The organism is Curtobacterium sp. PhB191 (genome assembly GCF_004346515.1).
Classification (GTDB): Bacteria; Actinomycetota; Actinomycetes; order Actinomycetales; family Microbacteriaceae; genus Curtobacterium.
Map to the genome: position 1 here is coordinate 1 of NZ_SMBV01000008.1, position 20,371 is coordinate 20,371.

At 68.9% G+C, this 20,371-nt stretch carries 19 protein-coding genes; 12 read left to right on the plus strand and 7 right to left on the minus strand.

Annotation, left to right across the window (positions count from 1 at the left end):
- Positions 1 to 289, minus strand: a 289-nt coding sequence (locus EDF48_RS13580; protein WP_131880645.1) for a hypothetical protein, incomplete at its 3' end; no start/stop codon positions are given.
- A 117-nt stretch (positions 290 to 406) separates the two neighbouring features.
- Here EDF48_RS13580 and EDF48_RS13585 point away from each other — a divergent pair.
- Together EDF48_RS13585 and EDF48_RS13590 are read left to right on the plus strand one after the other, a co-directional pair.
- Positions 407 to 1,009 (plus strand): hypothetical protein, encoded by a 603-nt coding sequence (locus tag EDF48_RS13585; protein ID WP_111086138.1) that lies wholly within the window; start codon positions 407 to 409, stop codon positions 1,007 to 1,009.
- A 31-nt stretch (positions 1,010 to 1,040) separates the two neighbouring features.
- Complete coding sequence (locus EDF48_RS13590) at positions 1,041 to 2,027, plus strand: signal peptidase I (protein ID WP_131880647.1); 987 nt, start codon at positions 1,041 to 1,043, stop codon at positions 2,025 to 2,027.
- Positions 2,028 to 2,054: 27 nt separating this feature from the next.
- Here the strand turns inward: EDF48_RS13590 and EDF48_RS13595 are convergent, their stop codons facing one another.
- The 4 genes from EDF48_RS13595 to EDF48_RS13610 all read right to left on the minus strand — a co-directional run bounded on the left by EDF48_RS13595 (position 2,055) and on the right by EDF48_RS13610 (position 6,795).
- Complete coding sequence (locus EDF48_RS13595) at positions 2,055 to 2,666, minus strand: hypothetical protein (protein ID WP_131880649.1); 612 nt, start codon at positions 2,664 to 2,666, stop codon at positions 2,055 to 2,057.
- Between the two features lie 79 nt (positions 2,667 to 2,745).
- Positions 2,746 to 3,798, minus strand: a complete 1,053-nt coding sequence (locus tag EDF48_RS13600) for a BLUF domain-containing protein (RefSeq protein ID WP_131880651.1) — start codon at positions 3,796 to 3,798, stop codon at positions 2,746 to 2,748.
- A gap of 106 nt (positions 3,799 to 3,904) precedes the next feature.
- Positions 3,905 to 5,629 carry a glycosyltransferase gene (locus EDF48_RS13605; protein ID WP_131880653.1) on the minus strand — a complete coding sequence of 575 codons (1,725 nt, stop codon included), beginning with the start codon at positions 5,627 to 5,629 and terminating at the stop codon, positions 3,905 to 3,907.
- Positions 5,626 to 6,795 carry a hypothetical protein gene (locus EDF48_RS13610; protein WP_131880655.1) on the minus strand — a complete coding sequence of 390 codons (1,170 nt, stop codon included), beginning with the start codon at positions 6,793 to 6,795 and terminating at the stop codon, positions 5,626 to 5,628. The genes EDF48_RS13605 and EDF48_RS13610 overlap by 4 nt, the downstream gene beginning before the upstream one ends.
- Before the next feature lie 651 nt (positions 6,796 to 7,446).
- On the opposite strand from EDF48_RS13610, the gene glgX reads away from it, so the two are divergent.
- The 3 genes from glgX (at position 7,447) to EDF48_RS13625 (ending at position 10,494) form a co-directional block, all read left to right on the plus strand.
- The gene (gene glgX / locus EDF48_RS13615; protein ID WP_131880657.1) at positions 7,447 to 9,465 is read left to right on the plus strand and encodes a glycogen debranching protein GlgX; all 2,019 of its coding nucleotides are present in this window, start codon (positions 7,447 to 7,449) and stop codon (positions 9,463 to 9,465) included.
- 64 nt (positions 9,466 to 9,529) lie between these two features.
- Positions 9,530 to 9,979 (plus strand): hypothetical protein, encoded by a 450-nt coding sequence (locus EDF48_RS13620; protein WP_131880659.1) that lies wholly within the window; start codon positions 9,530 to 9,532, stop codon positions 9,977 to 9,979.
- 29 nt (positions 9,980 to 10,008) lie between these two features.
- Entirely contained in the window at positions 10,009 to 10,494 is a 486-nt protein-coding gene (locus tag EDF48_RS13625; protein WP_131880661.1) for a hypothetical protein, read from the plus strand.
- A 25-nt stretch (positions 10,495 to 10,519) separates the two neighbouring features.
- On the opposite strand, the gene EDF48_RS13630 is transcribed toward EDF48_RS13625, so the two are convergent.
- Together EDF48_RS13630 and EDF48_RS13635 are read right to left on the minus strand one after the other, a co-directional pair.
- The gene (locus tag EDF48_RS13630) at positions 10,520 to 11,818 is read right to left on the minus strand and encodes a SpoIIE family protein phosphatase (protein ID WP_131880663.1); all 1,299 of its coding nucleotides are present in this window, start codon (positions 11,816 to 11,818) and stop codon (positions 10,520 to 10,522) included.
- Between the two features lie 46 nt (positions 11,819 to 11,864).
- Positions 11,865 to 12,587, minus strand: a complete 723-nt coding sequence (locus EDF48_RS13635) for a type II CAAX endopeptidase family protein (protein WP_131847461.1) — start codon at positions 12,585 to 12,587, stop codon at positions 11,865 to 11,867.
- Between the two features lie 159 nt (positions 12,588 to 12,746).
- On the opposite strand from EDF48_RS13635, the gene EDF48_RS13640 reads away from it, so the two are divergent.
- The 7 genes from EDF48_RS13640 (at position 12,747) to EDF48_RS13670 (ending at position 20,365) form a co-directional block, all read left to right on the plus strand.
- Complete coding sequence (locus EDF48_RS13640) at positions 12,747 to 14,195, plus strand: polysaccharide biosynthesis tyrosine autokinase (protein WP_131880665.1); 1,449 nt, start codon at positions 12,747 to 12,749, stop codon at positions 14,193 to 14,195.
- A gap of 76 nt (positions 14,196 to 14,271) precedes the next feature.
- Entirely contained in the window at positions 14,272 to 15,156 is an 885-nt protein-coding gene (locus tag EDF48_RS19155; protein WP_165932403.1) for a hypothetical protein, read from the plus strand.
- Positions 15,143 to 16,630, plus strand: a complete 1,488-nt coding sequence (locus tag EDF48_RS13650; RefSeq protein ID WP_131880669.1) for a sugar transferase — start codon at positions 15,143 to 15,145, stop codon at positions 16,628 to 16,630. Before EDF48_RS19155 ends, EDF48_RS13650 begins: the two co-directional genes overlap by 14 nt.
- A 94-nt stretch (positions 16,631 to 16,724) precedes the next feature.
- Complete coding sequence (locus EDF48_RS13655; RefSeq protein ID WP_243698108.1) at positions 16,725 to 17,909, plus strand: glycosyltransferase; 1,185 nt, start codon at positions 16,725 to 16,727, stop codon at positions 17,907 to 17,909.
- A 20-nt stretch (positions 17,910 to 17,929) separates the two neighbouring features.
- Complete coding sequence (locus EDF48_RS13660) at positions 17,930 to 19,207, plus strand: putative colanic acid polymerase WcaD (RefSeq protein ID WP_131880671.1); 1,278 nt, start codon at positions 17,930 to 17,932, stop codon at positions 19,205 to 19,207.
- Positions 19,179 to 19,844 (plus strand): glycosyltransferase, encoded by a 666-nt coding sequence (locus tag EDF48_RS13665; RefSeq protein WP_243698109.1) that lies wholly within the window; start codon positions 19,179 to 19,181, stop codon positions 19,842 to 19,844. The genes EDF48_RS13660 and EDF48_RS13665 overlap by 29 nt, the downstream gene beginning before the upstream one ends.
- A complete protein-coding gene (locus EDF48_RS13670; protein WP_131880676.1) occupies positions 19,844 to 20,365 on the plus strand; it encodes a serine acetyltransferase in 522 nt (173 codons plus the stop codon). The genes EDF48_RS13665 and EDF48_RS13670 overlap by 1 nt, the downstream gene beginning before the upstream one ends.
- The last annotated feature ends 6 nt before the right edge of the window (positions 20,366 to 20,371 follow it).

Genomic DNA, 20,371 nt, shown 5'->3' on the forward strand with positions numbered 1-20,371 from the left:
TCGTCGAGGCCGCCCGCAGCACCCTCGTCATCGGCACCACCTGACCCGACACCGATCGCAGCGAAAACGACGACACAGAGCGAGGCTGCTCACACTTCGGCGTGCGGTCGTCGTCGACTGCGCCGAGGAACTTCAGCGCGCGGAGGTCGACCGGGTTCAGGTCGTGGGTGACTGCGAGGTGCTGCATCAGGTGCGCGTGCTCGACCTGAGCGCTGTAGAACGCGGCGACCGCCTCGTCCAGCAGACGATCCTGGTCGGCGTCACTCATCGGAGGAGGGCTCGCGCTCATGGTTCCATCTTAGACGAGATCCGTTTGGGACAAAAATTGACTTGAACGAATTTGTAGGCGTATGGTTCACCTAGCTCGAAATTCGAGTCAAGTCCCAACCTGAACGGATCTCCTCTCATGCGTCGCCCGAACCGCACCATCGCCCGTGTCGCCACCCTCGCCGTCATCCCGGCTGCCCTGCTCGCCGCCGGTGTCGCCGTGTCCACCGCGTCGTACTCGGCGTTCTCGGCCACCTCGTCGGACGACGCCAACAACTGGTCGATGGGATCGGTGGCGCTGAGCAACGACGCATCGAACGGTGCGCTCTTCGCTGCGTCGAACCTCAAGCCCGGTTCCACCGGGACGAACTGCATCGCCGTCACCTCGACCGGCTCGCTCCCCAGTGCAGTGAAGCTCTACGCCACGAACGTGCAGCAGACCAAGGCGCTGGCCTCGTACGTCACCCTGCAGGTCAAGCAGGGCAGCGGTGGAGGCTACGGCACGTGCAACGGCTTCACCGCGGCGGCCGGGTCCGACGGTCTCCTGTACAACGACTCCCTCGCGTCGTTCGCGTCCACCCGAACGAGCTACGCCACCGGCGTCGGGACGTGGAAGCCCACCGGGGACAAGTCGGAGACCAAGACCTACCAGATCACCTACACCGTCTCGTCGGATGCCCCGGCCTCCCTGATGGGTGCCACCGCGAGCCTCGGGTTCACCTGGGAAGCGCAGAACTCCTGAGCGGCCGGGAGGACACGAGAGGAGGTCGGTCATGCGTCCGTCCGTGTGGGGTCGGTTCGCCGTGGTGCTCGGCACCCGGGGGATCCTGGCTGCCGTCCTCGGTCTCGTGTTCTGGGCTGTCGCTCCGATGGTCCTCGGCTGGCACACCACCACGGTGATGACCGGCTCCATGGAGCCGTCCCTGCACCCGGGTGACGTCGTGGTGAGCAAGACGGTCACCGCGGGAGAGCTCCGGAAGGGACAGGTGTTGCTCTTCGCCGACCCCGACCACGTCGGCACCCTCCGGCTGCACCGGTTCGACTCCCTCAACAGCGACGGAACCCTCACCACGAAGGGCGACGCGAACCCCTCCGCCGACTCCACACACATCTCCCGGTCCGCGGTCACGGGAGTCGGGTACCTCCGTGTCCCACTCATCGGCACACCCGTCCTCTGGGCTGCGGACCATCGAGCGGGCCCGCTCGTCGCCCTCGGTTCGGCCCTCGTCCTCGTCGCTGGACTCGCCGTCCTGCCGGCCGTCGCAGATCCGAGCAGGACTACGGGGGCGTCCCGACGTGGGCCCCGGCATCGTCAGCAGGACCACCGGCCGTGGGCGGTGGGGGCACTCCTCGTCACTTCTGTCTGCACCGTCGCGGCGCTGGCGGTACCTGCTCCGGCGGCCGCCGCGGCCTTCGCCGCCACCGCCACCGCACCCAGCACGATGGCGACCGTGGCCGCGACCCCGGCCACTGCGCTGACGTGCACGTCGAACACGAACGGGTCGGTCACCATCGGGTGGAGCTACGACGGGGTGGCACCCGAGCGGTTCACCACGGTCATCGACGGCGTCGCGAGCAGCGACACCAGCGCCGGCACCGCCCGATCCACCACGATCAGCTCCTGGGATCTCTTCTCCTTCCGCACCTCCAGTGTCACCGTCCGCGCCGACGTCACCTCGACGTGGACGACGACCTCCGCCAGCAGCGTCCGCATCAGCACCGTCCGCTTCCTCGGACTCGGCCGCACCAGTTGTGCCTGACCCGATCCCGCCCTCGTGGGCGGGAGGTCACGACGTCCGCGAAGGCGCCACGCGGAGCCCGGTGGAGCGCCGCTCGAGATCGGCCAGCGCGCGGATGACCTCCGGATCCCGGTGCCGCCATCGGTCGACGACGTCGACGCCGAGCCGGCCGGCGGCGTTCCGGGTCGTCAGCGCGCGGACGGCGAGCAACTCGGCTCCGTCCGGCTGCTGACCGAGGCGCTGTGTGAGCGTGGCGAGCCGGATGAAGCCGCCGCGGTACCGGATCCAGACCACCACCAGGACGATGATCAGCACCGCGGTCGACGAGGTACCCAGGAGGTGCGCCACGTGCAGCGTCTCCTGCTGCTGTTCTGCTCCGGCAGCCGCGATCCGCTGCGCGCTCTGGCTCGCGTCCTGCAGCGGTGCGCTGACCGACTTGCCGATGAACGGCACCTTCTCGAGTGCCGTTGCGGTGCTGCGCAACTGCTCCTGGAACGCGGTGCCCTGGTCGTGGACACGAGTTCCGATGTCGGCGAGGGCGCTGATCGATGCGGAGACCGCTCGCCCGAGCAGAACCGCGGCGACCATCCCGGCCACCACGACGACATCGAGCAGCACCTGCCCTGCCGTGCGGATCGGACGTGCGTCGTAGAACACCATGGACAGGTCCTACCACTCGCGCGATGCTGTGCCTCTCGGCCATCGGCCCATGTGGAGTCGGCGGGGCCGGCCCCCGTCGTCAGGCGCTGGGGATCGTGGGCAGGTCCCAGTAGGCGGGTCGTTCGTAGTGTTCGGTCCAGCCCCGTCGCATGCGCGACGCGGCGCGGTCGAAGGCGTCGACGACGTCGGTGTCCGGTGTGAGGAGCGCCTGCAGGCGGATGCCGTCGTAGAGGGCGAGGAGCTGCTGTGCACCGCGGATCGGATCCATCGTGGCGGGTTCCCGCCCGGCACGGACGTCTTCGGCGAGGGCGGTGCGCACGGTCTCACGGAACTGGAGGTAGGCGGACCGGTAGTAGTCCGCTCCGTCGGTCGACGGGTCGGTCGACGTGGCGAGTGTGGACGCGATCAGGCGCATCAGGGCGGGTTCCTCGGCATGGGCGGCGAGGAGCGCGTGCAGGAACGCGATCGTGCCCTTCTCGGCGGCGAGGGGGAGCAGGGGAGCGGAGACTGCTCGGGTCCACCGCATCACGGTCGCGGCGAGCACGGCGTGCTGCGACGGGAAGAGCCCCAGGACCTCGGGGACGGTCATCCCCGCGCGTTCTGCGACGTCCTCGAGGGTGAACCGGGACGCGCCGCCGGCGTGGACAGCGGTGATCGCGGCGTTCAGGATCCGGGTTCGGGGGATCTCCTCGTCGGCCGCGTCCTGGTTCGTCAAGGGAGCGAGCGGGTGCTTCCGGAACCAGTCGAGCAGAGCACGCGCGCGGGACGCACCGAAGGTGGAGTCGTTGGGGCGGTTGGCGGTGAAGAGGTCGCTGAACCCCGGCACGTCGTGCAGCAACGGGTCGAGCGGCTGGAACGCCATCGACCAGTCCGGGAAGGACCGGTGTCGGATCGGCTCGTTGAGGAGCACTCGGACGTTGGTGTGGCGGGGATCGGCTCGGACCTGATCGAAGCGTTCAGCGACGACGTCGTCGTTGCCCTCGATGATGCCGATGCAGTTGTCGTCGCGGTGTGCGAGCATCCCGGTGACACCGAGGCGGGTGTTCTTCTCCCGGCCGACGGCGAGGATCTGCGCGAGTTCCGAGTCCGTGATCGGTCGGGTCTGCGTGCTGGTGTAGACGAGCGATCGCATGATGGTTTCCCCTCAGGTGCTGACATGACCGGACCGACCACAGCGTGCTCCACCTCGACCGCCGCGGCAACCCCCTGAACGGGAGACGCCGCGGCGACCGCAGTACTCACACGGATGACGTCTTGGTGAGACCGTGCTCCGTCTTCTCCCAGTAGTGGGGTCGGGTGATGAGCTGCCACAGGCCCTTGTAGGCGGCGACCGAGTGCAGCACCCAGTACGCGGGGTTCAGCAACGCCCAGAGCATCAGGTCGAACCGAGCGCGTTTGTACGGCCCCATCATGGTCAGGTAGATCATCGTGGCGTTGCCGAGCAGGAAGTCGAGCACGCACAGCCAGAGCACCGGGGCGGGGAACACCGGGGCCGTCCACGCCGTGGGCAGCACGAAGGTGGCGATCGTCACCGCGATGCCGGGCAGCATGCCGAGGAACGTCAACGGTGTCCCGGCGATGAGCAGCGCGAACGCAGCAGCCCGGCGCAACCCGATCTCCCGCACGAGCGCACGGGGGCGCCGGGCGTGGACGAGGGCGGTCTGCATGTACCCCTTGATCCACCGCGACCGCTGCCGGACGAAGTTCGGGATCGAGGTGTTCGCCTCCTCCATCGTGGTCGAGTTGACGACGGAGACGCGGTACCCGACCGCGGACGCACGGATCCCCAGGTCGGCGTCTTCGGTGACGTTGTAGGGGTCCCAACCACCGAGCTCGCGCAGGAGCTCGGTGCGGAAGTGGTTCGAGGTCCCGCCCAGCGGGATCGGCAGGTTCCGGGCGTCGAGGCCGGCGAGCATGTAGTCGAACCAGTACGAGTACTCCAGCGTGAACATGCGCGTCAGGGCGTTCTCGTCGGCGTTGAAGTAGCTCAGGGCGGCCTGGACGCACACCGTGTCGGTGCCGGCCCGCTCGAACGTGGTGAACACCTTCTTGAGCTGGTCGGGGTCGGGGCGGTCCTCGGCGTCGTAGATGACCACGTACTCGCCGCGGGCGATCGCGAGGCCGACGTTGCAGGCGCGCGGCTTGGTCTGCGGCGCCCCGGGAGGGACGATGACGATCCGCATCCAGGCCGGTGGTTCAGCGTCGAGGACGGCCTGGCGTGTCTCGTGGTCCTCGGCCTCGACGAGGACCAGGACCTCGAGGCGGTCCTTCGGCCAGTCGAGGACCTCGAGGTTGCGGACGAGGTCGCCGACGATGTTCGCCTCGCGGAACACCGGGACCAGGACGGTGTACGTCGGCAGCGTGGTGTCATCGAGCGCGGCGACGTCGGCCGCTGAGACCTGCTCGACGAGGTCGAAGCGCGCGCCGACCATGGAGACCCAGAACTTGAAGACGATGCCGGCCAGGAACCCGAGCGAGAGCACCGCGGTGACGATGGCGGCGGTCGTACCCGGAGCGATCACCAGGCAGCCGGCGAACGCGAGCAGGGCGATGCCGCCGCCGACCTGTTGACCGCGGGACAGCACCGTGCGGGCGGACATGGCCGGGATCGTGCGGGCGAGGTCGTGTGCGGCGAGGTCGGCGACCTCGTCGTCCAGCTCCCACATGATGCGCTGGCGGACCTCGGCCTCATCGACCGTCCGGAGCACGACCGGCTCGCCGAACTCCTCGGTCAAGGCGGCCCGGAGCACATCCGGGTCCGACCGGCCGCTGGTCAGGACGAGGACACCCTCGCGGATCCGTGCGGAGGCGACCCAGCCCTCGTCGACGTGCCGGCGGACCGAGCACCGGTGCGGTGGGCGCCAGTCGGACTCGCCGCCGCGGTGCCGGGCGGTCGTCTCGTCGATCGACGGGGCGTCGGTCTCGCTGGAGACGGCGGACGCACCGGACACGACGGCGGTCATGCGCCCACCGCCGAGACCAGGGCGTGCATCCACTCGGCGACGACCTCGCGTTCGAACGCCGCGGTCCACGCGAGCGGGATCTGGAGGGCGGCGAGCACCATGACGAGAGCGCTCGTGACCCGGCTGCTGACACGCGGGAGGATCGCGATCGCGACGGCGAGCATCGTGACGAACGTGTTGCCGGCGGTGGCGACCGGGATGAGCCCGATCGCGTAGCCGGCGAGGATCCCGGCGAACAGCGCGACCACGATGACGATCGCACCGGGTCGGTGCACGAGCAGGGCCAGGAGGCACCCCGCGACGACCATCGCGAGGAGCAACAGCCCGTCGAACGAACCCACCAGGTGCTCGAGGCCGCTCAGCCGGGTGCTGTCGGTGTGCACGGTGTTCCGCAGTGCCGCGAACGGGTCGCGGAGGACGAGCAGGTCGAGCACGGACATCGAGCCGATGACGGCGATGCTCGGGAACACGAGGACGAGCGTGTTCGCTCGGCGGATGCCCGGCTGTCCGTGCCGGGCGAGCTCCAGCAGCGGGGCGGTCAGAGCTGCGATGACGACGTAGACGAGGCCCATCGGGTCGACGAGCGTCGACACCATCAACGACAGGCCGGCACGGAACCCCGCCTGGGTGTCGCCGTACGAGAAGAACCGCACCATGTCGGCGATCGCGAGCGCGAACAGCGCGATGCCGAGGAAGGCCTGCAGGTCGTTGAGGGCGACGAAGGCGTAGAGCGGGTTCGCGCCGAGCGCGATCGTGAAGACGACCACCTTCCGCATCCGGAGACCGCGCCGGAGCATGGCCTGCGCCAGGAGTTGCAGCAGCACGCCGGCTGCGAGGCCGCCGAGGACCGCTGCACCGTGCACGCCGAACGGCAGGAACCGGAGCAGGACGCCGGAGAGCAGCGGGTAGAGCTGACCGACGGCCTGCACGACGCCGCCGTCGAGTGCCGCCGTCGCCCGGTCGAGGGTCGCCTGGTTGCCGGTGAGCTCCAGGATCGGTGTGGTCGGGATCTCGATCGAGAGCACGGCGACCACGACGTAGGGCACGGCGAACGCGAGCCGGAGGAGCCACCGCGTCCACGCGCGGGGGAGCGGCCGGAGCGCCGATCGGTGCGGCGGCTCGGCCGACGACAGGACGGCGCTCAGACGCGGGACGGTGACGGTCATGCGCGCTCCTTCGGGTGGATGCGGACAGTGGAGCCCAGGCACCCATCACAGTCGGAGGACAGACGAATCGGTACACCCAGAACGGGGTACAGGCGAGTCCCCTAAAGTGAGGACCCCTGCGCGTCTCGTGAATGGGGGTGCCGCCGCGTCGAACCCGAATCGACACGCCGGCACCCACCGTGACCGCCCCACCCGAGGGAGGTCACCTTCGCTTGGTGCCAAAGCTCCGCGCGGATCTCGTCCGCAACGGAGTTGCTGACTCGATGACCCAATCAGGCGACGCCCCTCGTTGGTATCCCCCAAACGGGGAACGCGCGTTCTCTGGATGGCAGCGGGGCCGCTCCCGTGGATTTCCGCGTACCTGTGCGCCCGGAGAGCGGCACGTCCGTACCGTCTCGTGAGCTACCCCGCGCCGCTCAGCTGCGGGGGCCCGATCCCTGTTCCGGGCTGGCATCGTCGCGGACCGCCGCGCCGAACCCGACGTCGTCGTAGCGCGAGGGCGCCTGCTCCTCGACCCGAACGAGGAGCAGACGCCCTCGGTCACCGTCCGGTGTCCGACGAGGCGGTCGCAGCTGTCCGGTCTGCGCATCCATGCCTGGCGGGGTACGTGCGCGAGCCGGGACCACAGCGGCCGCCCGGTACAACGACACGATGACCACTTCTGCCCGCACCCCGCTCGGCGTCACGCTCGTCGACGGCGGCGCCAACGTCGCACTCTTCTCCAGCACCGCGGAGCGCGTCGAGTTCTGCACGTTCGACGACGACGGGAACGAACACCGCACCGAGCTGCAGCACCGCACCGGCTACACCTTCCACGACATCGTCCCCGGCGTCGCCGTCGGCACCCGCTACGGCTTCCGCGTGCACGGCGCGTGGGACCCGGCCAAGGGCCTGCGCCACAACGGCGCCAAGCTCCTGCTCGACCCGTACGCCACGGCGGTCGACGGCTCGTACGAGTGGGGCCAGGCTCTGTTCGGCCACGACATGAACGACCCCGAGACCCGCGACGACACCGACTCCGCCGCCGCGATGCCGAAGTCGGTCGTCGCCGACCGCTCGTTCGACTGGGGCGACGACGTCCGTCCCTCGACCAGTCTGGCCGACACCGTCTTCTACGAGGTCCACGTCAAGGGCTTCACGAAGCAGCACCCGGACGTCCCCGAGGCGATCCGCGGCACCTACGCCGGCATGGCGCACCCGGCGGCGATCCAGCACCTGGTCGATCTCGGCGTCACGGCCGTCGAGCTGCTCCCCACGCACCAGTTCGTCCAGGACTCGACCCTTGCCGACAAGGGGCTCCGCAACTACTGGGGTTACAACTCCATCGGGTTCTTCGCACCGCACGACGAGTACTCGTCCAGCGGCACCGCCGGCGAGCAGGTCGCCGAGTTCAAGGAGATGGTCAAGGCCCTGCACGCCGCGGGGCTCGAGGTCATCATGGACGTCGTCTACAACCACACCGCCGAGGGCAACCACATGGGCCCGACGTTGTCGTTCAAGGGCATCGACAACGAGTCGTACTACCGCCTCGTCGAGGGTGACGAGGCCAACTACTTCGACACCACCGGCACCGGCAACTCGCTCAACGTCGGCCATCCGGCGGCGCTCGGGCTCATCATGGACTCGCTGCGCTACTGGGTCGAGGAGATGCACGTCGACGGCTTCCGCTTCGACCTGGCGACGACGCTGACGCGACAGGACGGCGAGGCCGAGAAGCATTCAGCGTTCCTCGACATCGTCCACCAGGACCCGGTGCTCCGTCGGGTCAAGATGATCGCCGAGCCGTGGGACACCGCGGGGTACCAGGTCGGCGGGTTCCCGGCCGACTGGTCCGAGTGGAACGGCAAGTACCGCGACGACCTCCGTGCCTTCTGGCGCGGCGACGAGGGGGCGCTCGGTGACGCCGTCCAGCGTGTCCTCGGCAGCCCGGACGTGTACGAGGGGTCCCGCCGCTCGCCGCTGTGCTCGGTCGACTTCGTCACGGCACACGACGGCTTCACCCTGGCGGACCTGACCTCGTACGCCGAGAAGCACAACGAGGCGAACGGCGAGGACAACAACGACGGCGAGAGCGACAACGCCTCGTTCAACGGCGGCGTCGAGGGGCCTACGGACGACGCCGGCGTCAACGCGTACCGCGATCGACAGCGCCGGAACTTCCTCGGCACCCTGCTGCTGTCGGCCGGTGTGCCGATGATCCTCGGCGGCGACGAGATCGCTCGGTCCCAGGGCGGCAACAACAACGCCTACTGCCAGGACGACGAGATCTCGTGGTTCGACTGGGAAGCGGCCGACCGGGACCTGCTCGCGTTCACGACCGCGGCCATCGCGTTCCGGGCGCAGCACCGTTCCCTGCGTCCGGAGTGGTACCGCACGGCACCCGGTGACTCCGACTCGACCGTCTCGGTGCTCCGCGCCGACAACGCCGGCTTCGAGGACGCGGACTGGGCCGACGGCGGCAACCGGGCGGTGATGCTCGTCCTCGAACAGGGCGACGACACCGTCGCGGTCCTGCTCAACGCCTCGGACACGACCGTCGAGTTCACGCTGCCCGCGAAGCCGGGTGGCGGCGACTGGCAGCTCGGGTTGTCCAGCGACCCGCAGCAGCAGGTCGCTGCCGGAGCCGCAACTGTGCTCATCCGCGACGCGTCCTTCTCCGCCCTGTCCTGACACCGACAGGTCATCGGCGATCGGCTCGTCCGGGCCGATCGCCGGTGACCTGTACGTTCGACCCATGGGGACTGATGACGTGGCCGGACAGCAGCGGCGGGAGCGGAACCGGTGGTGGCTCTGGTGCGCCGGCGGGTTCGTCCTGTCGCTCGGGCTGCTGCTCGTGCTGGGGCGGTGGTTCCCGGTGAGTGCCGGGGTCCTCGTCGGCTGGTTCGTGCTCGCGACCTCGGCCTGGTCACTGCCGACTGGTCGTCCGCGCCTGGGCAGCCCCGTCGCCACGTTCGTGCTGTCGACGATCACGGTCATCGGGGTGGGCTTGCTGGTCGGTGCCATCGTGCCGAACCGGGGCGACGGTGAACTCCGCGTCGAGGGGACCGTCCTCGGCGTCGCGATCACCGCGGTCGGCTCGATCTGGGCCGCGCTCGTGGCGAAGCGGTTCTCGCGGCGGCAGGTCGATGCCGAGATCGAGCGCTTCCGGCGCGAACAGGCAGCGGCGCCGGAGGACCGTCAGTGAGTCGGCGTCGCCTCGCATCGCTCGGGTGGTTGCTGCTCGGCTTCGCAATGGGGATCTGTACACTCACGATCCTCCAGCGCTGGTTCCCGGTCGAGAGCCTCGTCTTCGTGGCGTGGGGTGCGTTCGGCACCGCCATGTGGTTCGAGACCGGGCGAGATGCCCCGCGGAAGGAACGGCGTCCGCACTGGGCACGGAACCTTGCGGTGTTCTACACCGTCGAGACCGTTGGGATGGGACTGCTGTTCGGCGGTCTCTGGCCCGACGACGACGCAAACGGTGACCGCGTGACCGGCGTAGTGATCGGTGGCGTCCTGGTGCTCAGCGCGTTCCTGGTCCCGCTGCGCAGTCGACGTCGACGAGTGTCCGAACCGGTGTCAGTGGGGCCGGGTGAGCAGGAAGGCCACGGTGTTGCACAGGACGTGCGCCAGGATCGCGCCGCCGATGCGCACGGTCATGGTGACGAGCGTCCCCGTCAGCAGGCCGAGCACGAACATCGGCTCGAAGCCCGCGACTGACGATGTGGTCGTGCTGATCGCCAGGTCACGTGCGCTCTCGGCGCGCCGGTTGCGCGGGCAGCGCGGAGGCCACGGTCGCCACCGGCGCTCGTCGGATCGCGATCACCGTCACATCGTCGTCGTGCGCGACCTCGTCCGCCCGCGCGGACAGTGCCGCCACCAACGCCGTGGGTTCGGAGCCGCAGGCCCGTGCGAGATCGGCCACGGCGTCGACGGTGTCCTCGCGCCCGCCGAACAGGTCGAGCACACCGTCACTGAACGAGATGAGCAGGTCGCCGGTGTCGAGGAACCCCTCGGTCGTCGCCCACTCGTCGCGGAGCCCCATCCCGAGCGGGAGATCGCTCGACCGGAGCCGATCCACGCCGCCGCCTGACCGGAGCACCAGGCTCAACCCGTGGCCCGCGTCCGCCCACCGGAAGGTGCCGTCGGTCGAGATGCGCGCGTGGAACAGCGTGGTGAACGTCACGTCGGTCGCGCTGCCCTCGGCGGCGAGCCCGTCGGCCGCCCGCAGGAGCGCCTCGGACGGGTCGTCGACGGCACGGGAACTGCGGACCGTGGCCCGCACGGCCGCTGCGATGAGCCCCGCCCCCACGCCCTTGCCCATCACGTCACCGAGGCTGACGGCGATCCCGCTGTTCGTCTCGTACCAGTCGAAGAAGTCACCACCGACCGACTTCGCCGGCAGGCAGGCGCCCGCCACCGCGACGTCGGCGCCCAGGTGGTCGGTCGGCGTGGGGAGCAGCGAGCGCTGAACGGCGGCGGCACGGTCGATCTCCGCGCGGACGCGTTCCTCGCCCAGTCGGGCAGCGCGGACGTTGCGCCGCGCTCGCCGTGAGAGCTCCTGCACGACTGCCGCGACCGTCCCGAACACGATCACGGTGACGCCAAGGCGGACCAACTCGCTCGCTCCGGGCACGTTCGTCGGCGTCAGGACGTAGGGCGCCATGATCACGAGCGTCACGCCCAGCGCCGCGTACACGACGGTCAGGCGGCCACGGAGCGATCCGCACCAGACGACCGGCAGGACGGCGAGCGAGGTGAAGACCGAGGCACCTGCGCCCGTGCTCGTCCGGAACAGCGCGATCGCCACGAAGTCGAGCACCAGCAGCGCCGGCACGAGCCCGACGGAGTGCGGCAACGCCAGTGCCACCGCAGCCACGACCGTCGCGAGACCGGTGACCGCGAGGCTCGCGACGAACAGGCCGCCGTCCGTCACCTGGAGCGACGGCACCGTGATGCTCAGGACGGCGCTGAGCGCCAACAGCGCACTCAGGGGAGCCTGCCGCGCGAGGGGGCTCTCGAGGATGCTGGTTGGGCGAGACATTCGAGGAGGACGTTACCGGTCGGTGCGTCTGCTGGTGCGATCGATGTCAGCGCGGCCAGGTGAGCACGACGGCCACGGTGTTGAACAGGACGTGCGCCAGGACCGCCCCGCCGATGCGTCCGGTCATCGCGACGAGCGTCCCCGTCAGCAGGCCGAGCACGAACGTCGTCACGAAGACCTCGAACCCCGCGACCGACGATGCGGGCGTGCTGATCGCCAGGTGCATCAGCGCGAACGCGAACGCGGTCACCAGCACGGCCAGGAACCGCGTGCGCGGCGTCAGCTCGGCCGACAGCCGGCGCTGCATGAGACCACGGAACACGATCTCCTCGAGCACCGGACTGACCAGGCACACCCCGATCGCCGAGACCACGAGCAGCAGCACGTCCGGCGTGCCGAGGGTCGGCTGCGGCGTCAGCCCGGTCACACCGAAGAACGCGACGGACAGCACGGCGTCGAGCCCGCGGCACACGATGAAGATGCCGATGGCCGCGACGGCGTCGGCCCACCCGAGCCCGAGCCGGCGCACCAGCAGTGCCGGAGAGGACCTCCGGAGCACCCACCCGACGCCGAGCACGAGCGGCACCCACACGGCCAGGTCGGCGACCAGCACCTGCGTGATCGGGGAGGGCAGACCCCCAGTCCGGGCGACGCCACCGACGACCCGGGACAGCAGCACGGCGACCAGGAGCGCGATCACGATGACCTGCAGGTCCCGCACCGCCGAGGAAGGGCGGGCGGCGGTCGGCGCGTCCGGTTCGGGCTGCATGTCGCCACCGTACGGGACGCAGAACGAGACTCGACGTCGCGCGACCCCGAGCGCGTCTCATCGGTGTGGCAGTATTTCCCTGCCGAACGCTGGGACGATCCCGGTCGACCTGCGACAGGGACTCTGCAGGGCGCGGCGACTTCCGGGGAAGGGTGCCGCGTGGAGCTACGCGACTACATAGCGGTCTTGCGCAAGGGATGGGTCTTCATCCTGGTGCTGGCACTGGTCGGGGTCGCGGCCGCGGCCGGCTTCTCCCTGGTGAAGAAGCCGGTCTACGCAGCATCCGCGCAGGTCTTCGTCTCCACGGAGACGTCCGGCAGCGCGAGCGACCTGGCGCAGGGCAACACGTTCACCCAGCAGCGCGTGCTGACGTACTCGAACCTGGTGTCGACGCCCATCGTCCTGTTGCCGGTCATCTCGTCGCTCAAGCTCGACATGAATGCCGACCAGCTCGCGACCATGGTGTCGGCGACGGCACCGACCAGCACCACCCTCATCTCCATCTCGGTGGAGGGCACCGACCCGGTGCAGGCCGCGAACATCGCGAACGCGACCTCGCAGAGCCTGACCAACGTCGTGCAGGACATCGAGGCCACCGACGCGAGCGGCAAGAGCACGGTCAAGCTGACCCGCGTCAAGCAGGCGGACGTCCCGAGCACCCCGGTCAGTCCGAACGTGCCCGTCAACGTCGCACTCGGTCTGCTCGTCGGGCTGGCACTCGGCATCGGGATCGCCGTGCTGCGCGAGACCCTGGACAACCGTGTCCGCACGGAGCTCGACGTCGAGAAGATCAGCGACAAGCCGGTCATCGGCGGGATCGCCTACGACGCCAAGGCCGCCGAGCGTCCGCTCATCGTGCAGGTCGACCCCCGCAGCCCCCGTGCCGAGTCCTTCCGGACGCTCCGCACGAACCTCCAGTTCCTCGACATCGGCACGGGCGCTCGGACCTTCGTCATGACGTCGTCGATGCAGTCCGAAGGCAAGAGCACGACCGTGGCGAACCTCGCGATCGCCCTGGACAGCGCCGGCTTCCGGGTCATCCTGATCGACGCCGATCTGCGCCGCCCCCGCGTCGCCGAGTACATGGACGTCGAGGGCAACGCCGGCCTCACCGACGTGCTCATCGGTCGTGCCGACCTCGAGGACGTCGCACACCCGTGGGGGCGCGGCAAGCTCGTCGTCCTGCCCGCCGGACCGATCCCGCCGAACCCGTCGGAACTCCTCGGCTCGCGCGCGATGCAGGACCTGATCGAGCGCCTCGAGCAGCAGTTCGACTACGTGCTGTTCGACGCGCCGCCGCTGCTCCCGGTGACCGACGCGGCGATCCTGGCGAAGAAGGCATCGGGCGCGATCATCGCGGTCGCCTCGGGCCACACCCACAAGGGGCAACTGGCGGCAGCCATCGCATCGCTCGAGAACGTCGGCGCCCCGATCTCCGGCTTCGTCATCACCAAGATGCCCGTCAAGGGTCCCGGTGCGTACGGGTACGGCCGGTACGGGTACGGGTACGGGTACGGCTACGGCCAGGACGACGGCGCCACCGCATCGGTGACCCCGCCGAAGCAACCCGGCAAGAAGCTCGGCGTGCTCCGGCGAGCCGGACGCTGAGCGGAGCCGCGACATGACGACGCGCCGGGGGACCCGAAGCCTCGGCCGCGCACTGCCCCGAACCACACTCATCGTGGTGGCGGCCGTCGTGGTGGTGCTGGTCGCGATCGACGTCGTGCTCGTCTCCCTCGCCCTGGGGCGCACCGCGCCGGAGCAGAACGGACCTGCGGGCCCGATCCCCACGTTCACGAGTACACCCGACACGACCGAGACGCCGCGCGCGAGCGCGTCTGCTGACGCAGACTCCGCATCCACCGCTCAGCGGGGGCGGCGTCTGTTGGCAGCCGTGGACGACCGGGAGGCATGGCGTGCGTCCGGCGGGTCGTGCGGCGGCCCCCGGCCGGTGCTGGAACACACCGTGGACGGCGGGTCGACGTGGGTTCCGGTGGGACTCGGGACGGATGTCGGATCGCTCATGGCGATCCGGGCCTCCAGTGCGGAGCTCTCGATCCTGGCGGGCGTCGGTGACGACTGCACCACGACGGCGCGGACCAGCACCGATGCGGGCGTGACGTGGAGCGCGGGGACGCCAGGCGCCGCCGGCGCCGGGATCAGCACCGACGGTGTGGTGCTCGCGAGCGGGACGATCCACGCCCCGTGCGCGGACCCGATCGAGGCGTTCCAGGGGGAGCGGACCTCGGTCGTGATCTGCGACGGCCAGCTTGAGTGGCGGGCCGGGACGGATGCATGGGTGGACGTGCCGATGGGCGGTGTGCGCTCGATCGCGGTCGACGGCGGCGAGTACACCCTGGCCCGCGTGGACGTGGCGTCCTGCTCCGGCGTGCAACTCGTGACCATGCCCGCGGCGGACGTGACCCCCAGCACCGCGGTCTCGCCGGTGGGCTGCGCCGACGGTGCGGACTCCGACGGCACCGTCACGATCGACCGTGCCGGACAGGACGTCTGGCTGTGGGACGGCGAGACGGTCAGGGTCTCGAGTGACGGCGGTGCGTCGTGGTGATGCGACCGTGACGGCGGACGCGCTCCGCGCACCGAGCGTGGTCGGGGCCCGCGACGAGTGGAGCCGCTCGTACTCGCGCCGGGTGCTCATCACGGATCTGCTGGCGCTGATCTGGGTGGTCTTCGGCGTGCAGATCGCCTGGCTGGGGATCGAGTCGAACCTCGCCACCAACACCGCGGACCTCCGGCTCAGCTACTCGGCGATCTCGATCGTCGTGATCGTGGTGTGGATGAGCGCGCTCGCCCTGTACGACACCCGCGGGGCGCGAGTCATCGGTGTCGGGAGCACGGAGTACCGCCTGGTCGCGGACTCCAGCGTCCGGGTGTTCGGGCTGCTGGCGATCGCGGCGTTCCTGCTGCACGTCGATCTCGCGCGCGGGTACGTGCTCATCGCCTTCCCCATCGGGATCCTCGTGTTGCTGCTGTCGCGGTGGATGTGGCGGCAGTGGTTGGTCGCCCAGCGTCAGCAGGGTGCGTACTCGGCGACGGTGCTGCTGGTCGGCTCGCCGGCCAGCGTGCTGCACATCGGCCGCGAACTGGCTCGTTCACCCGAAGCCGGGTACCGCGTGGTGGGTGCCGTCGTGTCCTCCAACCACCGCGGGATGCTGGCGGGCTCGACGATCCGCAGCCACGGCGGGTTCGACGACGTCGGCTCCGCCTTGCGCGAGACCGGTGCCGACACCGTCGTGATCACGAGCTCCGACGACCTGCCGCCGGAGCGGGTCCGCGAACTCAGCTGGTCGCTCGAGCCCGGCCGGCAGCACCTGGTCGTCGCACCGAGCCTGACCGACATCGGAGGACCGCGCATCCACACGCGGCCCGTGCAGGGGCTCCCGCTCATCCACGTCGAGACGCCGACGTACTCTGGGCGCAAGCTCTACACGAAGCGTGCCTTCGACCTGGTCGGTGCAGCGCTGCTCGTCATCGTCCTGTCGCCGCTGCTGCTCGTGCTGACGGTGCTGGTGAAGACCACCACACCGGGTCCGGTCTTCTTCCGCCAGGAGCGAGTCGGCCTGAACGGCGGTACCTTCCGGATGATCAAGTTCCGATCGATGGTCGTCGATGCCGAAGATCGCCTGCAGGAGCTCAGCGCCCTGGACCGGGCCGAGGGGAACGACGTCCTGTTCAAGATGCGGAACGATCCCCGTGTCACCCGGATCGGCGGTTTCATGCGGCGATACAGCCTCGACGAGGTGCCGCAGCTGTTCAACGTCCTCGCCGGCAGCATGTCGCTCGTCGGTCCACGTCCTCCGCTCGCCCGCGAGGTCGCGCGCTACGACACGCACGTCCACCGTCGGTTCCTGGTGAAGCCGGGCATGACCGGTCTGTGGCAGGTCAGCGGTCGGTCCGACCTGTCGTGGGAGGATTCGGTGCGGTTGGACCTGTACTACGTGGAGAACTGGTCCATCACGGGTGATCTCGTGGTGCTCTGGCGGACTGCCAAGGCCGTCTGGCGATCGCAAGGAGCATATTGATGGCCGCGCTCGAGGCTCCCCCCTTCCAGAATGCGTCCGTCAGTGAACGGCGTGAAGTGAACGGGGTCACTTCGGCCGAGGAGGGGCCGCTGAGATGACCGAGGTGCTCCAGATCAACGTTCGCCTCAGTGAGGGCGGCGCGGCCGGGGTCGCGCGCATCCTGCACGACGGCCTGCCGTCGCGTGGGATCGGCGCGAAGATCGCGTACGGCTATGCGAAGGGCGGAAGCCCGTCCCCGCTGGAAGCGGAGTACGGCGCTCTCCGACTCACATCGGCTCCGCGAGCCGCGCTCAATCTCGCTGCGCACCAGATCGTCGGGACCGAGGTGGTCCGCCCATCACGGTCGAGGAGAGCGTCCCTGCGACGGGCGGTGCGACAGAGCGACGTCGTCCACCTCCATGCCATCCACAGCTACATGATGCCGCCGACCGACCTTCTCTCGATGATCGCTGAGGAAGGGAAGCCCATCGTGTGGACCATGCACGACCAGTGGGCGATGACTGGGCGGTGCGCACAGCCCGGGACGTGCACCGGGTGGGAGGGCGGGTGTGACCCTTGTCCCTTCTTGACCGCGTACCCGCCCGCGAAGATCGATCGAGCGGCACCCACGTTCGTTGCACGTCGCCGGGCGATCGACGACGTTCGATCGAGCGTGCCCTTGCAGATGGTCGCCTGCGCCTCATGGCTGGCTGAGGAGATGGAAGCGGGCGGTCTCTCAGATGTGACCACCGTCACGAATTCGGTTGATCCGCGGTTCTGGAACATGGCCTGGGCGCAGCGTCCGGTCGATCACCGCTCCACTCCGGCACGGTTCCTCTTCATATGCCGAGACCTTCGTGACGCAGCGAAGGTCGACTGGAGCCTGTTGGAGGAGATCGCGCGGATAGCCCCCGGAAGGCTGACGGTAGTCGGCGACAATGCGCCGTCCCCCATCCCGAACGCCACCATGGTCGGAGCGATCACCGATCGCAGTGAGATGTACCGCCTCATGCGTGACCACTCTCACCTCGTGTTCTCGTCGACCGTCGACTACTACCCGTTGACCATCGTCGAAGCGCTCACGGCTGGCATGTCGGTTATCGCGGCGGAGTCCAGAGCCGCTCGCGAGTTCGGGTGGTCGTCGAACGTGACGGTTGTGGATGAACGTCGTCGATGGGCAGACGCCATCGCGTCGGCCGTCCCCAGCAACCCGGTGTCGTCGACCGAGCTCGCTGGCTTTTCTCCCGACAGGATGATCGACGAGTACGTCGACGTCTACCGGAGAGTGCTCGCCGCATGAGCAACGGTTACCGAGCCTTCGTGAGTCTCCTGACCACCGCGTTCGTGCTCCTCGAGCACTTCCAGGTCGGCAAGGTCGGCGACTACCCGATCACGATGGGTCTGTTCCTCGGGATAGTGCTCGTCATCAGCGTCAGCACCACGTTGGCGATGAGCAACGTCGTCATCGCCCTGGGGATCGCGGTGGTCCCGAACGCGTTGGTGCAGATCGCTGCTCCTTCGACGCGTGAAGGTTCGTCGTCCTTCTTCCAGACCTTGGCTCTGTTCGTGTTCGCGGCCGTCGTCATCGGACAGTGCAGACGGGGCACCATCCGACCGGCAGCAGTCCCGGCCATGCTGCGCGGGGCATTCTTCGCTCTGGTCATCGTCGTCGCGCTCTGCGTGCTCCAGGTCGCGACGGGCGCACGAGGATCAGTCCAGTGGTTCAATCCATTCGGGGAACACCAGTACCTCTACGAGTACGACCCACACCTCGAGTTCAATCCGATCCCGCGCGCCGCCGGCTTCTACCTCGAGCCGTCGTACGCCGCGTTCGTCATCGGCTCCCTTGCCGTCGCGCTGCTGGCGCAGGGGTACCGGAAGGCCCCGGTCTGGGTGCTCGCCGGAGCAGGTCTCCTCGCTGTTCGCTCCGCAACCGGGTTGATCCTCTTCGGCGTGGTGGCCCTGATGGTCATCTTCGTCGGGAAGAGCCGCCTGAAGGTCGTTGCACTGATCGTCTTGGCGGTGCTGACGTCACTGGCGCTGCCGTACTTGTCGGGGAGGTTGGACTCGACCTTCACCACCGGTTCGAGTGCCTACTACCGATTGATCGGCCCGCTGCAGATCCTCGGTGACACGCTCGTGCACTTCCCGCTCGGGCATCCGTACGGCTCACTGCGGAACACCGTCGCGGACTACGGCATCCTCAACGGCGTGGCTGCGGGCGACTCCCTCGACAACGGCTTCTACGTGATCGTCTTCTACTTCGGTTGGCTCGGTCTCATCGCGTCCATCGCCTTGGCGTCGTGGGCGCTCGTCGGCTTGGCGCTTGGACTGCGAACCGGATCGGTCGCGCAGGCGGTGCTCCCGTTCTGGGCGGTCGGGAGTCTTCTCTTCTCAGGTGGCATCATGTTGCCGGAGTACGTATTCACCCTTTGGTTGGTCTTCGCCACCCGGCACCAACGCCGATTCGTGATCCCAGGAGAGAGCGGTTCTGCACTTGCCCCCGAAGCTGTCGATCATCACCGTGACGTTCCAGGACGACGAAGGCCTTCGGCGGACGGTCGCTTCGTTGGAGACCCTGCTCCACGAATCGGGTGATAGTTGTGAGCTCGTCATCGTCGACGGCGGGATGTCACCCGGTACAGCTCGGCTCGTGTCGGATCTCGGACGATCGGTTCGGCTGATCTCTGAGCCCGACACCGGCATCTACGACGCGATGAACAAGGGCATGGCCGCGGCAAGCGGCGACCACCTCTGGTTCCTCAACGGCGGCGACGAGAGCCTCGTCCGATGGTCGCAACTGTCCGCGGTCCTCGACGCGCACGAGGCTGCGGTGATCCTCGGGGACTTCGTCCTAGCAGCGGCCACTCGGGACCAGACCCGCGCGTCTCGACCCGCTCGTTCGATGTGGCACGCCTTGCCGACTTCGCATCAAGCTATCTTCTACCCGCGAGCGGCGATCACGGGTCGCTACGACCAGAGCTTCCGGGTAGCCGCCGACTACGACTTCACGGCGAGGCTGTATGCCTCGGGAGTCCCATTCGTCGTCGAGCACATCGTGGTCGCTCGTTTCCACCTTGATGGGACGTCCACGCAGCACGGCAAACTGATCGGCGCCGAAGCACGTCGGGTCCAGCGCGAGACATTGTCCGTGCACCCCGCCGTGTCCGTCGTGAGCGGGCTCCGTCATCGCGCGGCACGCAGGTACCGGTCCATACTCTCGAGAGGACACTGATGTCGTTCTACGACAGCGTCACCGCCAAGCAGGAGGAAGCCGCCCTGTTCGGCGGACACCCGTGGCTCCTGCAGCCCGGCTACTGGGCGCTTCGGGTGTACCGGTTCGGCAGGTACACGCTGCAGGTCAGGGGCATCCGAGGGAAGTTCCTCCACGCGTTGTCCTTCGTGCTTTACAGCGTGGTTCGACTGGTGACCGGGATCGACATCCCCCGGACGGTCGAGATCGGTCCACGATTGATGATCCACCACTTCGGCGGGATCATCGTCCATCCGCAAGCGCGGATCGGGGCTGACTGTGTGCTGCGGCACGGAGTCACGATCGGAGAACGCCGCGAGGGCGGCGGGGTACCGGTCATCGGGGACAGCGTGACCTTCGGCGCGTACACCCAGGTGTTCGGGCCGATCCGGGTCGGTTCCGGTGCGACGCTCGCTGCGATGGCGGTCGTTGTCGATGACGTGGAGCCTGGAGTGACAGTCATCGGCGCCCCCGCGAGGCCTGTGGGCATGCGAGATGCCTAGGGTGTC